Source organism: Falsiroseomonas sp. HC035 (assembly GCF_050563525.1).
GTDB lineage: Bacteria > Pseudomonadota > Alphaproteobacteria > Acetobacterales > Acetobacteraceae > Falsiroseomonas.
This window is the reverse complement of the sequence record NZ_JBNXUN010000002.1, coordinates 304,543-318,929: the sequence shown is the minus strand read 5'-3', so window position 1 is coordinate 318,929 and position 14,387 is coordinate 304,543. Positions and strand designations below refer to the sequence as shown.

Sequence of the window (14,387 nt, the reverse complement as noted above, 5' to 3'; positions counted from 1 at the left end):
CAGCATGTCCATAGGATTTCTCCTTCATTTTTGGTACGATGAGGCTCAGGATGAGGTGTATCGCGTGAGCAGATCGCGAAATACGACCGGCGCCATTTCAATTCCGGGCGCCGCTCATCTTCAATGGTTGGCATGAACCTACGAGAATTGAGAAATTCTGTCAAAAGACATTATATTTCAGGAACTACAAACACTTCTGCTATCAAGGGTCGGTTCCCTTCGTCGGGGCAGTGCCGCGTTTTTGGCAGCGACGCCGCCGCCTCCTGGCAGCGCGAACGACGGCCGGCGGGATTCGTTCCGTCGCCTTGTGCAATTGTCACGGTGCGGAGGTCATCTGGACGCAAGCCCGCCACTGCGCTTCAAGCGGCGGGGCATCAGGACGGAAGACACTCCCATGGACGCATCGGTGAAGGACGCCCTGATGGGCGTCACCACGGCCACCCTCACCACCGTGCTGCTGAAGAAGGGCGTGCGCTTCTGCTACGTCGCCGCGGCCCGGCCGATCGTGCCTGGCCCGACGCGCCGCATCGTCGGCCCCGCCTTCACCCTGCGCTTCACCCCCACGCGCGAAGATCTGGCGACGGTGGAAAGCTGGTCCTCCCCCACCTCCACCCGCGCCGCAATCGAGGCGATGCCGGAAGGCTGCGTCGCCATCGCCGATGCCATGGGCAGCACCCAGGCCGGCATCTTCGGCGACATCCTGTGCGCCCGCATGGCGAAGCGCGGTGTCGCCGGGCTGGTGACGGATGGCATGGTGCGGGACGGCGCCGGCGTCATCGGCACCGGGCTGCCGGTGTTCTGCCAGGGCTACGTGGCGCCGGCCTCCGTCGCCGCGCTGAACTTCGTCGGCTGGCAGGAGACCATCGGCTGCGGCGGCGTCACCGTGGTCCCAGGGGATATCGTGGTGGCGGACCAGGACGGCGCCGTCATCATCCCGGCGGCGCTGCTGGAGGCTGTGACGGAAGCCGCCGTGGAGCAGGAGCGGCTGGAGGCCTGGATCATGGGCGAGGTCGAGAAGGGCCTCGCCCTGCCGGGGCTGTACCCGCCGAACGCGGAGACCAAGGCGCGCTACGAGCAGAGCCGGTAGCGCGCCCGCCGGCCGTTACAGCGCCGGCATCGGCTCCCCGGTCTCGGCGCGCATCGCCATGCGGGCGATGGTGCCCCAGGCGCGGTCGTATTGCGGCGGGCTGCGCACCGCATCCACCCGGCCGAGCGCCACGGCGGCGCGCATCGGCCAGTAGGGGTCGCGCAGCGTGGCCCGCGCCAGCAGCACCAGGTCGGCACGGCCCTCGGTGATGATGGCCTGGGCCTGCTCCGGCTCGGTGATCAGGCCCACGGCCGCGACCAGCACGCCGGCGCCGCGCTTCACCGCCTCCGCCCCCGGCACCTGGTAGCCCGGGCCGAGCACGATCTTCTGGGCCGGGTCGATGCCGCCGGAGGAGACGTCGATCATGTCGATGCCGACCGCCTGCATGCGCCGCGAGAGCTCGACCGACTCCTCGGTGGTCCAGCCACCTTCCAGCCAATCGGTGTGGGAGATGCGGAGCAACAGGGGAAGATCCTCGCCCACTGCCTCCCGCACCGCCTTCGCGACGGCCAGCGGCAGCCGCGTGCGGCCCTCGAAATCGCCACCCCAGCGGTCGTTGCGGGTGTTGGAGATGGGCGAGAGGAACTGGTGCAGGAGGTAGCCATGCGCGCCATGCAGCTCGATCAGTTTCCAACCCGCCGTCACCGCCCGCCGGGCGGTGGCCGCGAAGGCGGCGGGGATGGCGAGGATTTCCTCCTCCGTCATCGGCCGCGGCGCGGCGAAGTGGCCCATCGGCAGGTTGGAGGCGGAGACGATGTCCCACCCCGGCTCGGCCGGCGCGTCGATCCAGGCCGGCGCCCGGCTGGCCTTGCGCCCGGCATGGGCGATCTGGATCGCCGGCACCGCACCGGCGCGTTCAATGGCGCTCGCCAGCCGCGCATGGCCGGCAATCTGCCCATCCTCCCACAGCCCGAGGTCGCCCGGCGTGATGCGACCCTCGGCGGTCACCGCGGTCGCCTCCGCCATCACCATCCCGGCGCCGCCGATGGCACGCTGTAGCAGGTGCGCCAGGTGCCAGTCGGTCGGGCGGCCGTCGTCGTCGCAGCAATACTGGCACATCGGCGAGATGCCGATGCGGTTCGCCAAGGTCACGCCACGGAGGGTCAGGGGGGAGAACAGATCGGTCATCGGGTCGAGAAATCCTGTGCGGTGGCGATAAGTGAGGTGTCAAAAGGCGGCAGTCGCCCAAGCCGGCTTTCCATCACCAGCAGGACCGGGGTCTGCCCCGGCGGCGCCTGGACCAGCAGGCCGGCGGCATCGGCGGGGTAGCGTGTCATCGTGACGGCATCGGAGACGTTGCCGCCCACCACCTCCACCACGCCGGGCGCGATGCCAGTCACGATGTCGCAGTGCATCGGGCGCGGGCGGCCGGTCTCGGCCAGCCGGTCGCGCCACTGTGCGAGCTTCGCCCTGCTGCGGTCGAAGCAGACCAGGTCGCCGGGCCGCGGCGCATGTTCGGCGGGATCGCGCGGCAGGAAAGGTGCGAGGGCGGGGAAGCGCAGCGCATCGGCGATCAGCGCGTCAAGGTACAAGGAATGTGTGGCGTTCGGCGGAAACTCCCGCGCATCGACGCCGGCGCTGCGGAACACCCAGGAGATGAAGGCGGCCGACCAGGCCGGTTCGGACCACAGTTCGGTGGCTGCGGTGCCGGCCAGGGCGGAAAGGTATAGTGGGCGGTTGTCGCGGATGGCGCCCTCGTCATCCTCCACCGCGCGCCAGTAGGCCAGGACGCGCGGAAAATTGGCCGGCGCGGATTCGGCGGGCGGTGCCTCGGCCGCCGGCGTCCAGGCGTGCCGAACCGGGCTGCCCCAGTCGCGCCACTCGGCCAGGGCCAGACGCACGACGCGCTGCGCGGCAGCCGGTGGGTAGGGAAGCGGCGGCTGTGGCGGCGGTGCGGGCGCGGCGCAGCCGGCCAGCAGGGCCAGCAGGATTGCCCAGGCCCCCGCCCTCAAGCTGCGTGCCTCAAGCCGCCACCGGAACCAGCCGCAGGATGGTCGCATCCGGCGCCATCAGCCCCAGCACCAGCGCGGCCTGCCCGGCCGGATTCGCCGAGCCGCCAAGGGGCGAGGACGCCACCTCGAGCGCCGCTCCGGCGGGCCGCACCAGGGGGCGCAGCAGCGCCAGCGCCTGCCGGTGCAGCGCCTGGGCATGCGCCAGCGCATCGGCCGGCACAGTGCCGGGCCGGACCTCATCGGCCAGCAATACCGCCCCCAGCGCGCGTGCCATCAGCCCGATGGCCAGCGCGTAATCCTGCTGTGGCATCGCGCCGCCGCCGACCAGGGCCAGGGCCTCCACCGTGCTGCTGCGCACGCCCTCGGCCAGCGTCACCGTGCCGGGCTGCACCGCGGCCAGCGCGCGCGCGATCGGCCCGGCCAGCACCGCCGGTTCGAAATACGGCACGGCGCGGGCCAGGGCGAGCAGCATCACCGCGTGATCGGCCAGCGGTGCCGGCGGCTCGCCCCGCCCCTGGAAGCGGCCATCCGGGACCTGCAGCGCCAGGACCTGCTGCAGGAGTGGCCCGAAAGGCTCCACGCTGCTGCCGGCCCGCAACCGCGCTTCCGTCGCCAGCATCGCGTGGCCGAGATCCACCGGCTTCGCCTGCCCGGCCATCAGGGCCGCGAATTCCCGGTCGAACCAGGCTTCCAGCGCCGCGACACGCGCGGGGGTGGGCGGCGAGCGGTAGGCGCCATGCGCCGTCATCAGCAACTGGGTCGCCACCGCGTTCAGCGCCGCCCCGCTCGGCGGCATCGCCTCCAGGTCCAGCCCCAGTACCGAATCGCCGGCCCTGGCGGCGAGCGCCATGGCGGACGCCACGGCATCCGGTGCGCCGCCGGTGGTCAGCAGGCGATCCTCCCGCACCTCCACGGAGGCGCCACCTGCCAGCGCGTGCGGGCCATGCCGCAGGATCACCCAGTGCAATGCGCCGGCACGCTGCGCGACCGCCTTCACCGACATCACCCCGTCGGCGGCGGCCGGACGGACGTGCAGCACCGGAGCCTGCGCCGGCCAACCCGTGCGCCCCAGCGCGACATGGGGCACAGGCTTCCCATCCGACCAGACGCTCAATCCGGGCAGCTTCGGCACGCCGATGTCGCGCCAGGCCATGGCGCCCGCCGGACCTGTGCCAACCATCGCTTCCGCTATGGCGGTGCCCCCGCCGCCCAACTGGTCCACCGCGGTGGTCAGCCGCAGGTGGCGGATGCGACGACGCGGTGCCGCGGTGAAGGTCACGGAAAGCCGGAGCAGCGGCGAGCCAGCCAGGATCTCGTACTGGTAGCGCAGCGTGCCGGCTTCCACCTGGCGCGGCCGGAGCCACCCGGCCGTGCCCATGATGCGGCTTTCATGCATCAGCACGATGCCGTCGGTCGTCCGGCGCAGCGTGAAATGCGTGATGGTGTTCTCGGCATCGACGCCGTTCCGATGCCGGTCGAGGCGGAATTCCACCAGGTTGCCAGTGTGCATCACCTCGGCTGGCGGCTGCGACCCATCCCGCGGTTCCTGGCGCACCACCCCGGCCGACAGGTCGCCGGTGAAGCGGTGGAAGGGGGTCAGGATCTCGAAATCGCCGAGGTTCTCACGCAGCACTTCGATCCCGCCGGCCGCAGCGCGCCGGCAGGGCAGCGGTGCATCGGCCATGGCCATCACGAAATCCAGGATGCCATCGGCAAAGGCCGGGTCCGCGTCGCGGATCTCGGGCTGCGCCAGCAATTCGGCAGCCAGGGCGTTGGCGGGTGCTGCGCAGAAGCTGCCGCCCGTCATGCTGGCGCCTTCGGCCAGGGCGATCAGGCGGCGTTCACCCACCACCAGGTCCCGCAGCAGCGCGTTGCGGAGATGTGCAACGAGGCGGTCACGGTCCAGCGCGTGCAGCAGGTTTCGCATGGCGTGCAGTCAGGCTCCCGAGATCGCGAGCAGGATACCGCCATGCGGGGGCGTACGGAAAGGGCGGCCGACATATTGGCCGCCCCGGACGCGGGCGCTCAGCGCCCGGTCAGGATACGCTCCACAAGCTGCTTGGCCGTCGGCACGAACCCGTTGGAGTAGAAGGGGTCGCTGCCGAAGCGGTAGGCGTTGTGGCCGGCGAACATCAGGTTGCGCTCCAGCGCCCCGTCATGGGCGATGTCCTGCAGGGTCTTCTGGATGCAGAAGCTGCGCGGGTCCGCCTTCTTGCCGGTCGAGTAGTCCGGTTCCACCTGCGCCCAGTTCGAGAAGCGGCAATGGCTCAGGCAGCCCATGCAGTCGACCTGGTCCTTGACGATCTCGGCCAGCTTCTCCGGGGTCACGAAGATCAGCGTGTTGTCAGGCGTGCGCATCGCCTCGACGAAGCCATCCGCTTCCCACTGCCGGACCCGCGCCAGGTCGTGCGGCGTCAGGTAGACGAGGCGCTTGCGCGGACCGACGCCGAAGGGCGCAACATGGTCGCCCACCGGCTCCGACGTATAGGCCACCTGGCGCTCGTTGCGCTCCTCCAGCTCGCGCAGGAACTCGTTGCGGACCGCGCTGGAATAGAAGCCGGTCGGGGAGAAGGGCTGCAGCGAGACATCGCCCGGCTTCAGGCTCAGCAGGCGCTGCTTCCAGGCTTCCGAGATCGGGCTTTCCTGGGTCAGCAGCGGGCGGGTGCCGAACTGGAAGGCGATCGGACCGAGGTCGGGATTGTCGATCCAGTCCTCCCACTCCTCCAGCCACCAGACGCCGCCGGCCATGATGATCGGCACGTCGCCCAGGCCGAATTCGCGCATCTGCTGGCGCAGCTTGAGAACGCGGGGGAAGGGGTCTTCCGGCTTCTTCGGGTCTTCGGAATTGGACAGGCCGTTGTGGCCGCCGGCCAGCCAGGGATCCTCGTAGACCACGCCGCCGAGCCATTCCCGCGTCTTCGAATAGGCGCGCTTCCACAGCGCGTTGAAGGCGCGGGCGGAGGAGATGATGGGGTAGTAGTGCACGCCGTAGTCGCGCGCGATGTCGGCCAGGCGGTAGGGCATGCCGGCGCCGCAGGTCACGCCATGGACCAGGCCCTTGGCGCCTTCCAGGATGCCGCGTGCCACGCGTTCCGCACCGCCCATCTCCCACAGGATGTTGGTGTGGATGCGGCCCACGCCGCCCGATCGCTCATGCGCTTCCTGCGCCTGGGCGATGCCGCCGGCGATGCCGTAGGCCACCAGCTCCTCATGCCGATCCAGCCGGGTGCGGCCGTGATAGACCTGCCGGATGACGTTGCCTTCGGCATCGTAGCTGTCGGCATTGACGGCCGAAAAGGTACCGACGCCACCGCCGGAGGCCCAGCCGCCGCAGGTGGCACCGTTGGAGACCGCAACGCCCTTGCCGCCCTCGATCAGCGGCAGGACATCGACGCCACCCATGCGAATCGGGTTGATCGCCTTCAATTTTTTCGGGCTCCGCGAACTGTACGTTGCGCCGTCACCCCTAGGTGCCCCGCGCATCATTGTAATATGGCGACACAGATGCCGCAGGGGAGGGGGTCCCCTGCGGATTCAGCGCGGATTACTCCGCGGCGCCTTCGCGGCGCGGGCGGAACCCACGCTCGCCGCCATCGCGGCGGGCACGGTCGCCACGCGGACGCTCCGCGCCGCGCTCGCCGCCACCACTCTCGCCCTCCTCGCGCGGCCGGCGGGCGCCGACCTGCTCGGAGATGTCGGCACCGGTCGCCTGGTCGACCACGCGCATGGAAAGCTTCACCTTGCCACGGTCGTCGAAGCCGATGACCTTCACCTTCACCGCATCGCCATCCTTGACCACGTCCGTGGTCTTCTGGACGCGCTCGTTCTGCAGTTCGGAGATGTGGACCAGGCCGTCCTTCGCGCCGAGGAAATTCACGAAGGCACCGAATTCGGCGGTCTTCACCACCTTGCCGTTGTAGATCTTGCCGATCTCCGGCTCGGCGACGATGCCCATGATGCGGTCGATGGCCTTCTGGGCAGCCTCGATGGTGGTGGCAGCGACCTTGATGGTGCCGTCGTCGTCGATGTCGATCTTGGTGCCGGTCTGTTCCGTGATTTCCCGGATCACCTTGCCGCCCGAGCCGATCACGTCCCGGATCTTGTCCTTGTTGATGTTGATCACGGTGATGCGGGGCGCCGTCGCGGCGACGTCGCCGCGGGCGCCCGAAAGGCCCTTGGCCATCTCGCCCAGGATGTGCAGGCGGCCGTCCTTGGCCTGGCCCAGGGCGATCTTCATGATGTCGAAGGTGATGGACGTGATCTTGATGTCCATCTGCAGCGCGGTGATACCGGCCTCGGACCCCGCCACCTTGAAGTCCATGTCGCCCAGGTGGTCTTCGTCACCCAGGATGTCGGACAGCACGGCGAAGCCGCGGTCTTCCTTGATCAGGCCCATGGCGATGCCGGCGCAGGGGCGCTTCAGCGGCGCGCCGGCGTCCATCAGCGCGAGGCTGGTGCCGCAGACGGTGGCCATGGAGGAGGAGCCGTTGGATTCCGTGATCTCGGACACCACCCGCATCGTGTAGGGGAACTTGTCCTTCTCCGGCAGCAGCGGGTGCAGCGCGCGCCACGCCAGCTTGCCGTGGCCGATCTCGCGGCGGCCGGGCGAGCCCATGCGGCCGGTCTCGTTCACCGAGTACGGAGGGAAGTTGTAGTGCAGCATGAAGTTCTCGCGGTACTCGCCCGCGAGGGCATCGATGACCTGCTCGTCCTGGCCGGTGCCGAGGGTCGCGACGCACAGCGCCTGCGTCTCGCCGCGGGTGAACAGGGCGGAACCATGGGCGCGCGGCAGGATGCCGACCTCGGCCACGATCGGGCGCACGGTCTTGGTGTCGCGGCCGTCGATGCGCATGCCGGTGTCAAGGATGGCGTTGCGGACGACGTCGGCCTCGAGGTCCTTGAGCAGGCCCTTGGCGGCGCCGGCATCCAGGCCCTCGGCCTCCAGCGCGGCCACGACCTGCTTCTTCACCGCGGAAACCTGGCCCTGGCGGAGCAGCTTCTGCGTCTCCTTGTAGGCCTCGGCCATCGGCGCGCGGCCGAGCTCGGAGATCCGGGCCTTCAGCGTCTTCACGCTGTCGGCTTCCTCCGGCAGGGCCCAGGGCTCCTTGGCGGCGACCTCGGCGAGCTCGATGATCCCCTGGATCACCGCCTGGAACGACTTGTGGCCGAATTCCACGGCGCCGAGCATGACGTCCTCGGACAGCTCCTGCGCTTCCGATTCCACCATCAGCACGCCCTCGGCGGTGCCAGCGACCATCAGGTCAAGCTGCGACTGCTGCAGCTGCGCGGCGGTCGGGTTCAGCACGTAGCCGCCATCGATGTAGGCGACGCGGGCGCCGGCGACCGGGCCGAAGAACGGAATGCCGGACAGCGTCAGCGCGGCGGAGCAGCCGACGAGGGCGACGACGTCCGGGTTGTTCTCCAGGTCATGCGACAGCACGGTCGCGACCACCTGGACCTCGTTGCGGAATCCATCCGGGAACAGCGGGCGCAGCGGGCGGTCGATGAGGCGGGAAACGAGCGTCTCGTTCTCGTTCGGGCGGCCTTCGCGCTTGAAGAAGCCGCCCGGGATCTTGCCGGCCGCAAAGGCCTTTTCCTGGTAGTTCACGGTCAGCGGGAAGAAATCCTGGCCGGGCTTCACGGACCGGGCGCCGACCACGGTGCACAGCACGATGGTGTCGCCGAGGCGGGCCAGCACGGCGCCATCAGCCTGGCGGGCGATCTTGCCGGTTTCCAGCGTCAGCAGCTGGCCGCCCCAGGAGATGTCCTTGCGGAAATACTTGTCGAACATGGATCGTCCTTCTTGGACCCGCCGGATGCGGGGCCACAGCATGTCGCCGGCCACGCGCGGGGCGCAGGACCGGCCAGAACGCGACGAAGGCGGATGCCCATGAGGCTGACCAGGGGTTCGAGCCCGGAAGATGCGCGGCGACTCGGGCGGCATGGGTCCCACCGCGTTTCTGCCCCGAGGCCAGGGAAGACGCGATGGGGACGGCGCTGAGAGGGCCGCCCATGTGGCCGGAGGCGCCGTCATCGCCCACCCGGGCGCGGCTGGTCCGCGAGGCATCCGCTGCCATCGCAGCGAAGGTCGCCCCCGGAATCGGGACCAACCCGCTCGGCCTATGGCATGAAGTGGCCCGAAAGGCCAGCGGAAACCCTGATCAGCGCCGTGCCTCACCTTCCAGGAAGCGCGGATCGTTGAAGTCGAACAGGCGGTTTTCCAACGCCATCCCGGTCTGCACCTCGTACAGGGTGACCCGAGTCTCGCGGCCCTGCGCGTCCAGCACCGTCCATTGCCGCAATTCCATCGGCTGTTCCGCCAGCGCCAGGGTCAGCAGCCCCTCCGCCCGCGCGCCGGTGCGGTGCATGGAGACCCGCAGGAAGCCACCCGAGCGTTCGGTGGCGGTCACGGTGATGTCGCCCGCCAGGCGGATCTCCGGCCGCAGCAGCATGCCAAGAGGGGTGGAGGAGGCCGGCACCGCCGTCGGCTGGCGCAGCTCCCGGTCATACATCAGCACCTGGCCGCCGGAGGCGACCAGCAACAGGGGTTCGGGCGGGTCGTAGTCGAAGCGCATGCGGCCGGGGCGGCTGATCAGTGCCGTGCCCTGGGCGGAGGCGCCGTTCTGCGCCACCTGCAGGAAGCGCGCGCGCAGCGTGCGCAGTCCGTTCAGATAGGCCTCGACCCGCGCGATCGCTGCACGGTCCAGGTTGCCTTGCGCCGAGGCAAAGCGAGGCGCGAGCAGGCCGGCGGCGGCCGTGAGCAGGAGGCGTCGGTTCATCCTTCGCACATGGCGCATGGCGGGCGGTGCGGAAAGGGCCGTTGCGATTAACCCTCTTTCAATCCTCGGTGCGTCTAATGGTCCTCGCCGGCCAGGATCGCCGCTGCCTGCCCCGAAAAACGGGTCTCCCTCTCAGCGTCGCGGAGACAGAGATGCCCTTCGATTTCCTGCCGCCCGGCCCGCTGCCCGTCGACGCCGCCATCCATGGCGTGCCGCGGCATGCGCTGGAGGCGCATGTGCTGCAAGGCCTGGCCCCGGCGCAGCGAACGGCGCTGGCGGAGATCGAGCTGACCGCGGGCGGCCACATGGTCCACATGGGCGTGGTGTTTGAACAGGTAGCTTGGCGCGCGATTTTCCGGGATGCCGGGCAGAAGGTGGCGCGCGGCAGCTTCCCGGTGTGGAACGGCAGTCCCGCCTGAGCTTTAAGGCGGGCTGAGGTTCCGCCGCGCCATCGTCCGGCCTACCCTTCGCGTTCCGAAGGAGATGTCCGGATGTTCCAGACCGCCGAAACCCCTGCCTCCCGCATCGCCGGCGCCGCCGCGCTGCTTGCCGATGTCCGCCGTGGCCGCCGCGCGCCATTGCCCGGCCTGCCGGAGGCGCTGCGCCCACAGGATATCGCGGAAGCCGAGGCGATGCAGCTGGCGACCTATGCCGCCCTCGGCTGGTCCATCGGCGGCTGGAAGGTCGGCCGCGCCCAGGGCCGGCCGATCGCGGCGCCGCTGCCCGCGACGGCGCTGGCACAAGCCGGCGACGCCACGCTGCACCTGCCGCTCGGCGCCGGGATGGAGCTGGAGGCGGCCTTTCGGCTGACCCGGGCGCTGGACGATACGGCGCTGGCGGCGCTGCGGGTGGAGGATATCCCTGCCATCGCCGACCTCGTGATCCTGTATGAATGGGTGGAAACCCGCTTCGCCGCGGAGCCGCCCGCCAGTGAGCTGGAGAAGCTGGCGGATTGCGTCTCCAACGGCAGTTGCAGCTTCGGCCCGCCCACCGGTGCCTGGGACTGGGCGGATGTCGAAACGCTGGAGATGCGGCTGAGCGTCGATGGCATCGACGTGGCGCATCACGTCGGGCCGCACCGGTCCATGCCGCTGGACGAGCTGGTGCTGGGTTGGCGCGACCGCTGCCGCGCCATCGGCCATGCGCCGCAGGCCGGAGAGGTGGTGACGCTCGGCAGCCAGACCGGCCTGCTGCCGGTGCCGGCGGCGGGTGGGGTGCTGGTGGGGCATTATGCCGGCCGCGGCAGCCTGACCTGCCGCATCGCTCCGCTCGGAAGCTGAGAAAGCGCCGGGAGGCGACGCCAATAGGCTGCGGAAAAGGCTCTCTCCACCCACAGTGGAGAGAGGGTTCGGGTGAGGGGGGCGCGAAATTAGTGAGAGATCGCAGCTACTTGCATGACCTCCTCACCTAACGCTCGGCATATATGCCGAACCCCAAGAGACGTGGGCGAGAGGGCTTTTCGGCGGGTTTCCACAGCCTGCTAAGGGTAGCTGGGCCTCGGCGGCAGTGGTGGGATCGTCGCCTCCAGACGGTCGGCGGTGCCGGCGATCAGAACCGCGGCCATGGGCTGGTCGGAATCCAGCGCGATCAAGGCAAGCTGACGCAGCTCCAGCAGGATCGAATCGAGCGACCGCGCTACGGGCAGCGGCCCCGCGGCTTCCGGATCAGGTTCTTGCTGGTCAGCGTGTGAGGACATTTCCACAATATTGGAGCAGAACGGGCGCCATAGACAAGACTGTAGGTTTTCCGACACCGGGCGGCCTTGCGTACGTCGCTAGGAACATAATATGAACGATGAACCCGCCCCAGGATGCCCTCGCCCATGGAGCTGCTGCAGAAACTCGAAATCCTGGCCGATGCGGCGAAGTACGATGCCTCCTGCGCCTCCTCCGGCACCAGCAAGCGCAACAGTCTGAAGGGCGGCATTGGCAGTACCGAGGGCAGCGGCATCTGCCATGCCTATGCGCCGGATGGCCGCTGCATTTCGCTGCTCAAGCTGCTGCTGACCAATGCCTGCGTCTTCGACTGCGCCTACTGCATCAACCGCGCTTCCTCCAACACGCCACGGGCGCGGTTCACGGTGGAGGAGGTGGTGCAACTCACGCTCGGCTTCTACCGCCGCAACACCATCGAGGGTCTGTTCCTGTCCTCCGGCATCATCCGATCGCCGGACTACACCATGGAACAGGTGGTGCGCGTGGCCCGGACCCTGCGGCTGAACCACGGCTTCCGCGGCTACATTCACCTGAAGACCATCCCGGATGCGGCGCCGGAACTGCTGGCGGAGGCCGGTCTGTATGCCGACCGGCTGTCCATCAACATGGAATTGCCGACCGTCGCCGGGCTGGAATCCCTGGCGCCGGAGAAGGATTTTCGCCGGATCCGCCACGCCATGGCCGGCCTGCGGACGCGGATCGAGGGCTCGCAGGATGAGGTGAAGACCGCGCGCCGCGCCGGGCCAAAGCGCTTCGCCCCGGCGGGGCAGAGCACGCAGATGATCGTCGGCGCCGATGCGGCGGATGATGGCGCGATCCTCGGCACGGCGACGGACCTTTACGCCAGCTACCGGATGCGGCGCGTCTATTATTCAGCCTACAGTCCGATTCCGGACGCGTCCCGGCTGCTGCCGCCGGTCGCGCCGCCGCTGGTGCGGGAACACCGGCTATACCAGGCGGATTGGCTGCTGCGCTTCTATGGCTTCTCCCGCGAGGAGATCATGGCCGGCGGCCAGGGCGGCATGCTGGACCTGGAGCTGGACCCGAAGACCGCCTGGGCGCTGCGGTCCCGCCAGGACTTCCCGGTGGATCTGAACCGCGCCCCGCGGGAGGCGCTGCTGCGCGTGCCGGCGCTCGGCGCGAAGACGGTGGATCGGCTGCTGGCGGCCCGCCGCCACACCACGCTGCGCGTTGCGGATCTGGCGCGGCTGCGGGTGAAATTGTCAAAAATCCTGCCCTTCGTGGTGCTGGCGGACCATGCGCCGCGCGGGCTGGACAGCACCGGCCTGCGCCGCCTGCTGCTGCCCGCCACCGGCTTCGCCACGGCCCTGCCCGGCGGCGCCCGCCCGGCGCAGCTTTCCCTGTTCTGATGATCCACCTGGCGACCCTGCCTGGTCCCGCCGATTTCCCTGGCTGGCGCCAGGCGGCGCGCGGCTTGGTGGCGGCGGGCATCCCACCGGATGCGGTGGAATGGCAGGTGGCGGGCGAGGCCGCGGGGCTGTTCGCGGAGGCACCGGCGCCGGTTTCCACCGCACCCCTTGGCGTGCCGCGCGCCTTCGTGGAACAGGCCGCGATTGCCATCCGGCACAGCGACCGCGAGCGCTTCGCGCTACTGTACGGCCTGCTCTGGCGCCTGGTGCAGGGGGAGCGGCACCTGATGCAGCTGGCCACCGATCCGGCCATCATCCGGCTTTCCACCCTGGTGAAGGCGGTGCGGCGCGACGCGCACAAGATGCACGCCTTCGTCCGGTTCCGGGAGGTGCAGGCCGAGGACGGCCCGCGCCACGTCGCTTGGTTCGAGCCTGACCACCACATCGAGGAAGCCGAGGCGGATTTCTTCGTCCGCCGCTTCGCCAGCCTGCGATGGTCCATCGTCACTCCGCGCCGCAGCGTCGCCTGGGACGGTCAGGCGCTGGCATTCGGCCCCGGTGGCCGCCGCGCCGACGTGCCGCCGGATGATGCGATGGAGCCGCTGTGGCGCGCCTACTACGTCTCCATCTTCAACCCGGCGCGCCTGAAGCCCGGCGCCATGCGGGCCGAGATGCCGCGCAAATACTGGCGCAACCTGCCGGAGGCGGCGGAGATTCCGCGCCTGATGGCGGAGGCTCCGCGCCGGGTGGCGGAGATGGTGGCGCGCGGCGCCTCCGCGCCCAATCCGCGGCCGCAGGATGCCCGGTACCTCGATGCGCATCTTTCGGCGCCCACCGGCGTTCCGGCGGATATGAGCCTGTTTACAGCCCTTGACGCCCATCCCGACCCCGAGCGCGCCCTGGCCGATCTGCGCCAGGAACTGCTCTCCCGCCCCGACCTGCCGGATTTCGCCGCGCGCGCGACACAACCGGTGTTCGGCGAGGGTGCGGTCGGCGCGAAGCTGCTGTTCGTGGGAGAACAGCCGGGGGATGAGGAGGACATCGCCGGCCGCCCCTTCGTCGGCCCAGCCGGGCGTCTGCTGAACCGCGCCCTGGAGCAGGCCGGCGTGGCTCGCGCCGAGACCTACATGACCAACGCCGTGAAGCACTTCAAATACACGCCCACCGGCAAGCGCCGCCTGCACCAGTCGCCGGATGCCGGCGACATCACCTACTACCGGCCCTTCCTGGCGCGGGAGATTTCGGCGGTGGGGCCGCGGATGGTGGTCGCGCTGGGCGCCTCCGCGTTGCTGGCGGTGACGGGCAAGAAGCTGCCGGTGCTGAAGACGCGTGGGCAGGTGGTGACGGGGCTCACCGGGCACCCGGTCTTCGCCACCGTCCACCCCAGCTACCTGCTGCGGCTGCCCGACCCGGCGATGCAGGCCGAGGGCTTTGCCGCCTTCGTCGCGGATCTGCGCGCCGCTGACGCCAAGGCCTGATCTATC

12 protein-coding genes are annotated in these 14,387 nt (G+C 69.7%); 5 read left to right on the top strand and 7 right to left on the bottom strand.

The annotated features are described in order from the left end of the window. Positions 1 to 394: 394 nt before the first annotated feature. Entirely contained in the window at positions 395 to 1,087 is a 693-nt protein-coding gene (locus tag ACLF3G_RS05925) for a ribonuclease activity regulator RraA (protein ID WP_430668418.1), read from the top strand. A 15-nt stretch (positions 1,088 to 1,102) separates the two neighbouring features. On the opposite strand, the gene ACLF3G_RS05920 is transcribed toward ACLF3G_RS05925, so the two are convergent. The 6 genes from ACLF3G_RS05920 to ACLF3G_RS05895 form a co-directional block, all read right to left on the bottom strand. Further along, positions 1,103 to 2,215: an NADH:flavin oxidoreductase/NADH oxidase gene (locus ACLF3G_RS05920; protein WP_430668417.1), complete on the bottom strand. Its 1,113-nt coding sequence runs from the start codon at positions 2,213 to 2,215 to the stop codon at positions 1,103 to 1,105. After that, entirely contained in the window at positions 2,212 to 3,039 is an 828-nt protein-coding gene (locus ACLF3G_RS05915) for a DUF2272 domain-containing protein (RefSeq protein ID WP_430668416.1), read from the bottom strand. Before ACLF3G_RS05915 ends, ACLF3G_RS05920 begins: the two co-directional genes overlap by 4 nt. A gap of 10 nt (positions 3,040 to 3,049) precedes the next feature. Then, complete coding sequence (locus tag ACLF3G_RS05910; protein WP_430668415.1) at positions 3,050 to 4,966, bottom strand: hypothetical protein; 1,917 nt, start codon at positions 4,964 to 4,966, stop codon at positions 3,050 to 3,052. A gap of 98 nt (positions 4,967 to 5,064) precedes the next feature. Further along, a complete protein-coding gene (locus ACLF3G_RS05905; RefSeq protein WP_430668414.1) occupies positions 5,065 to 6,465 on the bottom strand; it encodes an NAD(P)H-dependent flavin oxidoreductase in 1,401 nt (466 codons plus the stop codon). A gap of 118 nt (positions 6,466 to 6,583) precedes the next feature. Next, positions 6,584 to 8,830, bottom strand: coding sequence for a polyribonucleotide nucleotidyltransferase (gene pnp, locus ACLF3G_RS05900; protein WP_430668413.1), 2,247 nt, complete (start codon positions 8,828 to 8,830; stop codon positions 6,584 to 6,586). A 370-nt stretch (positions 8,831 to 9,200) separates the two neighbouring features. Next, positions 9,201 to 9,818, bottom strand: a complete 618-nt coding sequence (locus tag ACLF3G_RS05895) for a LolA family protein (RefSeq protein ID WP_430668412.1) — start codon at positions 9,816 to 9,818, stop codon at positions 9,201 to 9,203. A gap of 152 nt (positions 9,819 to 9,970) precedes the next feature. Here ACLF3G_RS05895 and ACLF3G_RS05890 point away from each other — a divergent pair, with 152 nt between their 5' ends. Together ACLF3G_RS05890 and ACLF3G_RS05885 are read left to right on the top strand one after the other, a co-directional pair. Further along, a complete protein-coding gene (locus tag ACLF3G_RS05890; protein ID WP_430668411.1) occupies positions 9,971 to 10,237 on the top strand; it encodes a hypothetical protein in 267 nt (88 codons plus the stop codon). 72 nt (positions 10,238 to 10,309) lie between these two features. Beyond that, the gene (locus tag ACLF3G_RS05885) at positions 10,310 to 11,098 is read left to right on the top strand and encodes a hypothetical protein (RefSeq protein WP_430668410.1); all 789 of its coding nucleotides are present in this window, start codon (positions 10,310 to 10,312) and stop codon (positions 11,096 to 11,098) included. Positions 11,099 to 11,298: 200 nt separating this feature from the next. Here ACLF3G_RS05885 and ACLF3G_RS05880 read toward each other — a convergent pair whose 3' ends face one another. Further along, positions 11,299 to 11,514, bottom strand: coding sequence for a hypothetical protein (locus tag ACLF3G_RS05880; RefSeq protein WP_430668409.1), 216 nt, complete (start codon positions 11,512 to 11,514; stop codon positions 11,299 to 11,301). 126 nt (positions 11,515 to 11,640) lie between these two features. Between ACLF3G_RS05880 and ACLF3G_RS05875 the strand changes: the two genes are divergently transcribed. Then, positions 11,641 to 12,903: a putative DNA modification/repair radical SAM protein gene (locus ACLF3G_RS05875; RefSeq protein ID WP_430668408.1), complete on the top strand. Its 1,263-nt coding sequence runs from the start codon at positions 11,641 to 11,643 to the stop codon at positions 12,901 to 12,903. Next, positions 12,903 to 14,381 (top strand): UdgX family uracil-DNA binding protein, encoded by a 1,479-nt coding sequence (locus tag ACLF3G_RS05870; protein WP_430668407.1) that lies wholly within the window; start codon positions 12,903 to 12,905, stop codon positions 14,379 to 14,381. The genes ACLF3G_RS05875 and ACLF3G_RS05870 overlap by 1 nt, the downstream gene beginning before the upstream one ends. Positions 14,382 to 14,387: the final 6 nt, after the last annotated feature.

Coding starts and splice junctions, on each gene's coding strand:
- ACLF3G_RS05920 (WP_430668417.1), bottom strand. CDS start 2,215: ATGACCGATCTGTTCTCCCCCCTGACCCTCCGTGGCGTGACCTTGGCG.
- ACLF3G_RS05910 (WP_430668415.1), bottom strand. CDS start 4,966: ATGCGAAACCTGCTGCACGCGCTGGACCGTGACCGCCTCGTTGCACAT.
- ACLF3G_RS05885 (WP_430668410.1), top strand. CDS start 10,310: ATGTTCCAGACCGCCGAAACCCCTGCCTCCCGCATCGCCGGCGCCGCC.
- ACLF3G_RS05890 (WP_430668411.1), top strand. CDS start 9,971: ATGCCCTTCGATTTCCTGCCGCCCGGCCCGCTGCCCGTCGACGCCGCC.
- ACLF3G_RS05880 (WP_430668409.1), bottom strand. CDS start 11,514: ATGTCCTCACACGCTGACCAGCAAGAACCTGATCCGGAAGCCGCGGGG.
- ACLF3G_RS05895 (WP_430668412.1), bottom strand. CDS start 9,818: ATGAACCGACGCCTCCTGCTCACGGCCGCCGCCGGCCTGCTCGCGCCT.
- ACLF3G_RS05925 (WP_430668418.1), top strand. CDS start 395: ATGGACGCATCGGTGAAGGACGCCCTGATGGGCGTCACCACGGCCACC.
- ACLF3G_RS05875 (WP_430668408.1), top strand. CDS start 11,641: ATGGAGCTGCTGCAGAAACTCGAAATCCTGGCCGATGCGGCGAAGTAC.
- pnp (WP_430668413.1), bottom strand. CDS start 8,830: ATGTTCGACAAGTATTTCCGCAAGGACATCTCCTGGGGCGGCCAGCTG.
- ACLF3G_RS05870 (WP_430668407.1), top strand. CDS start 12,903: ATGATCCACCTGGCGACCCTGCCTGGTCCCGCCGATTTCCCTGGCTGG.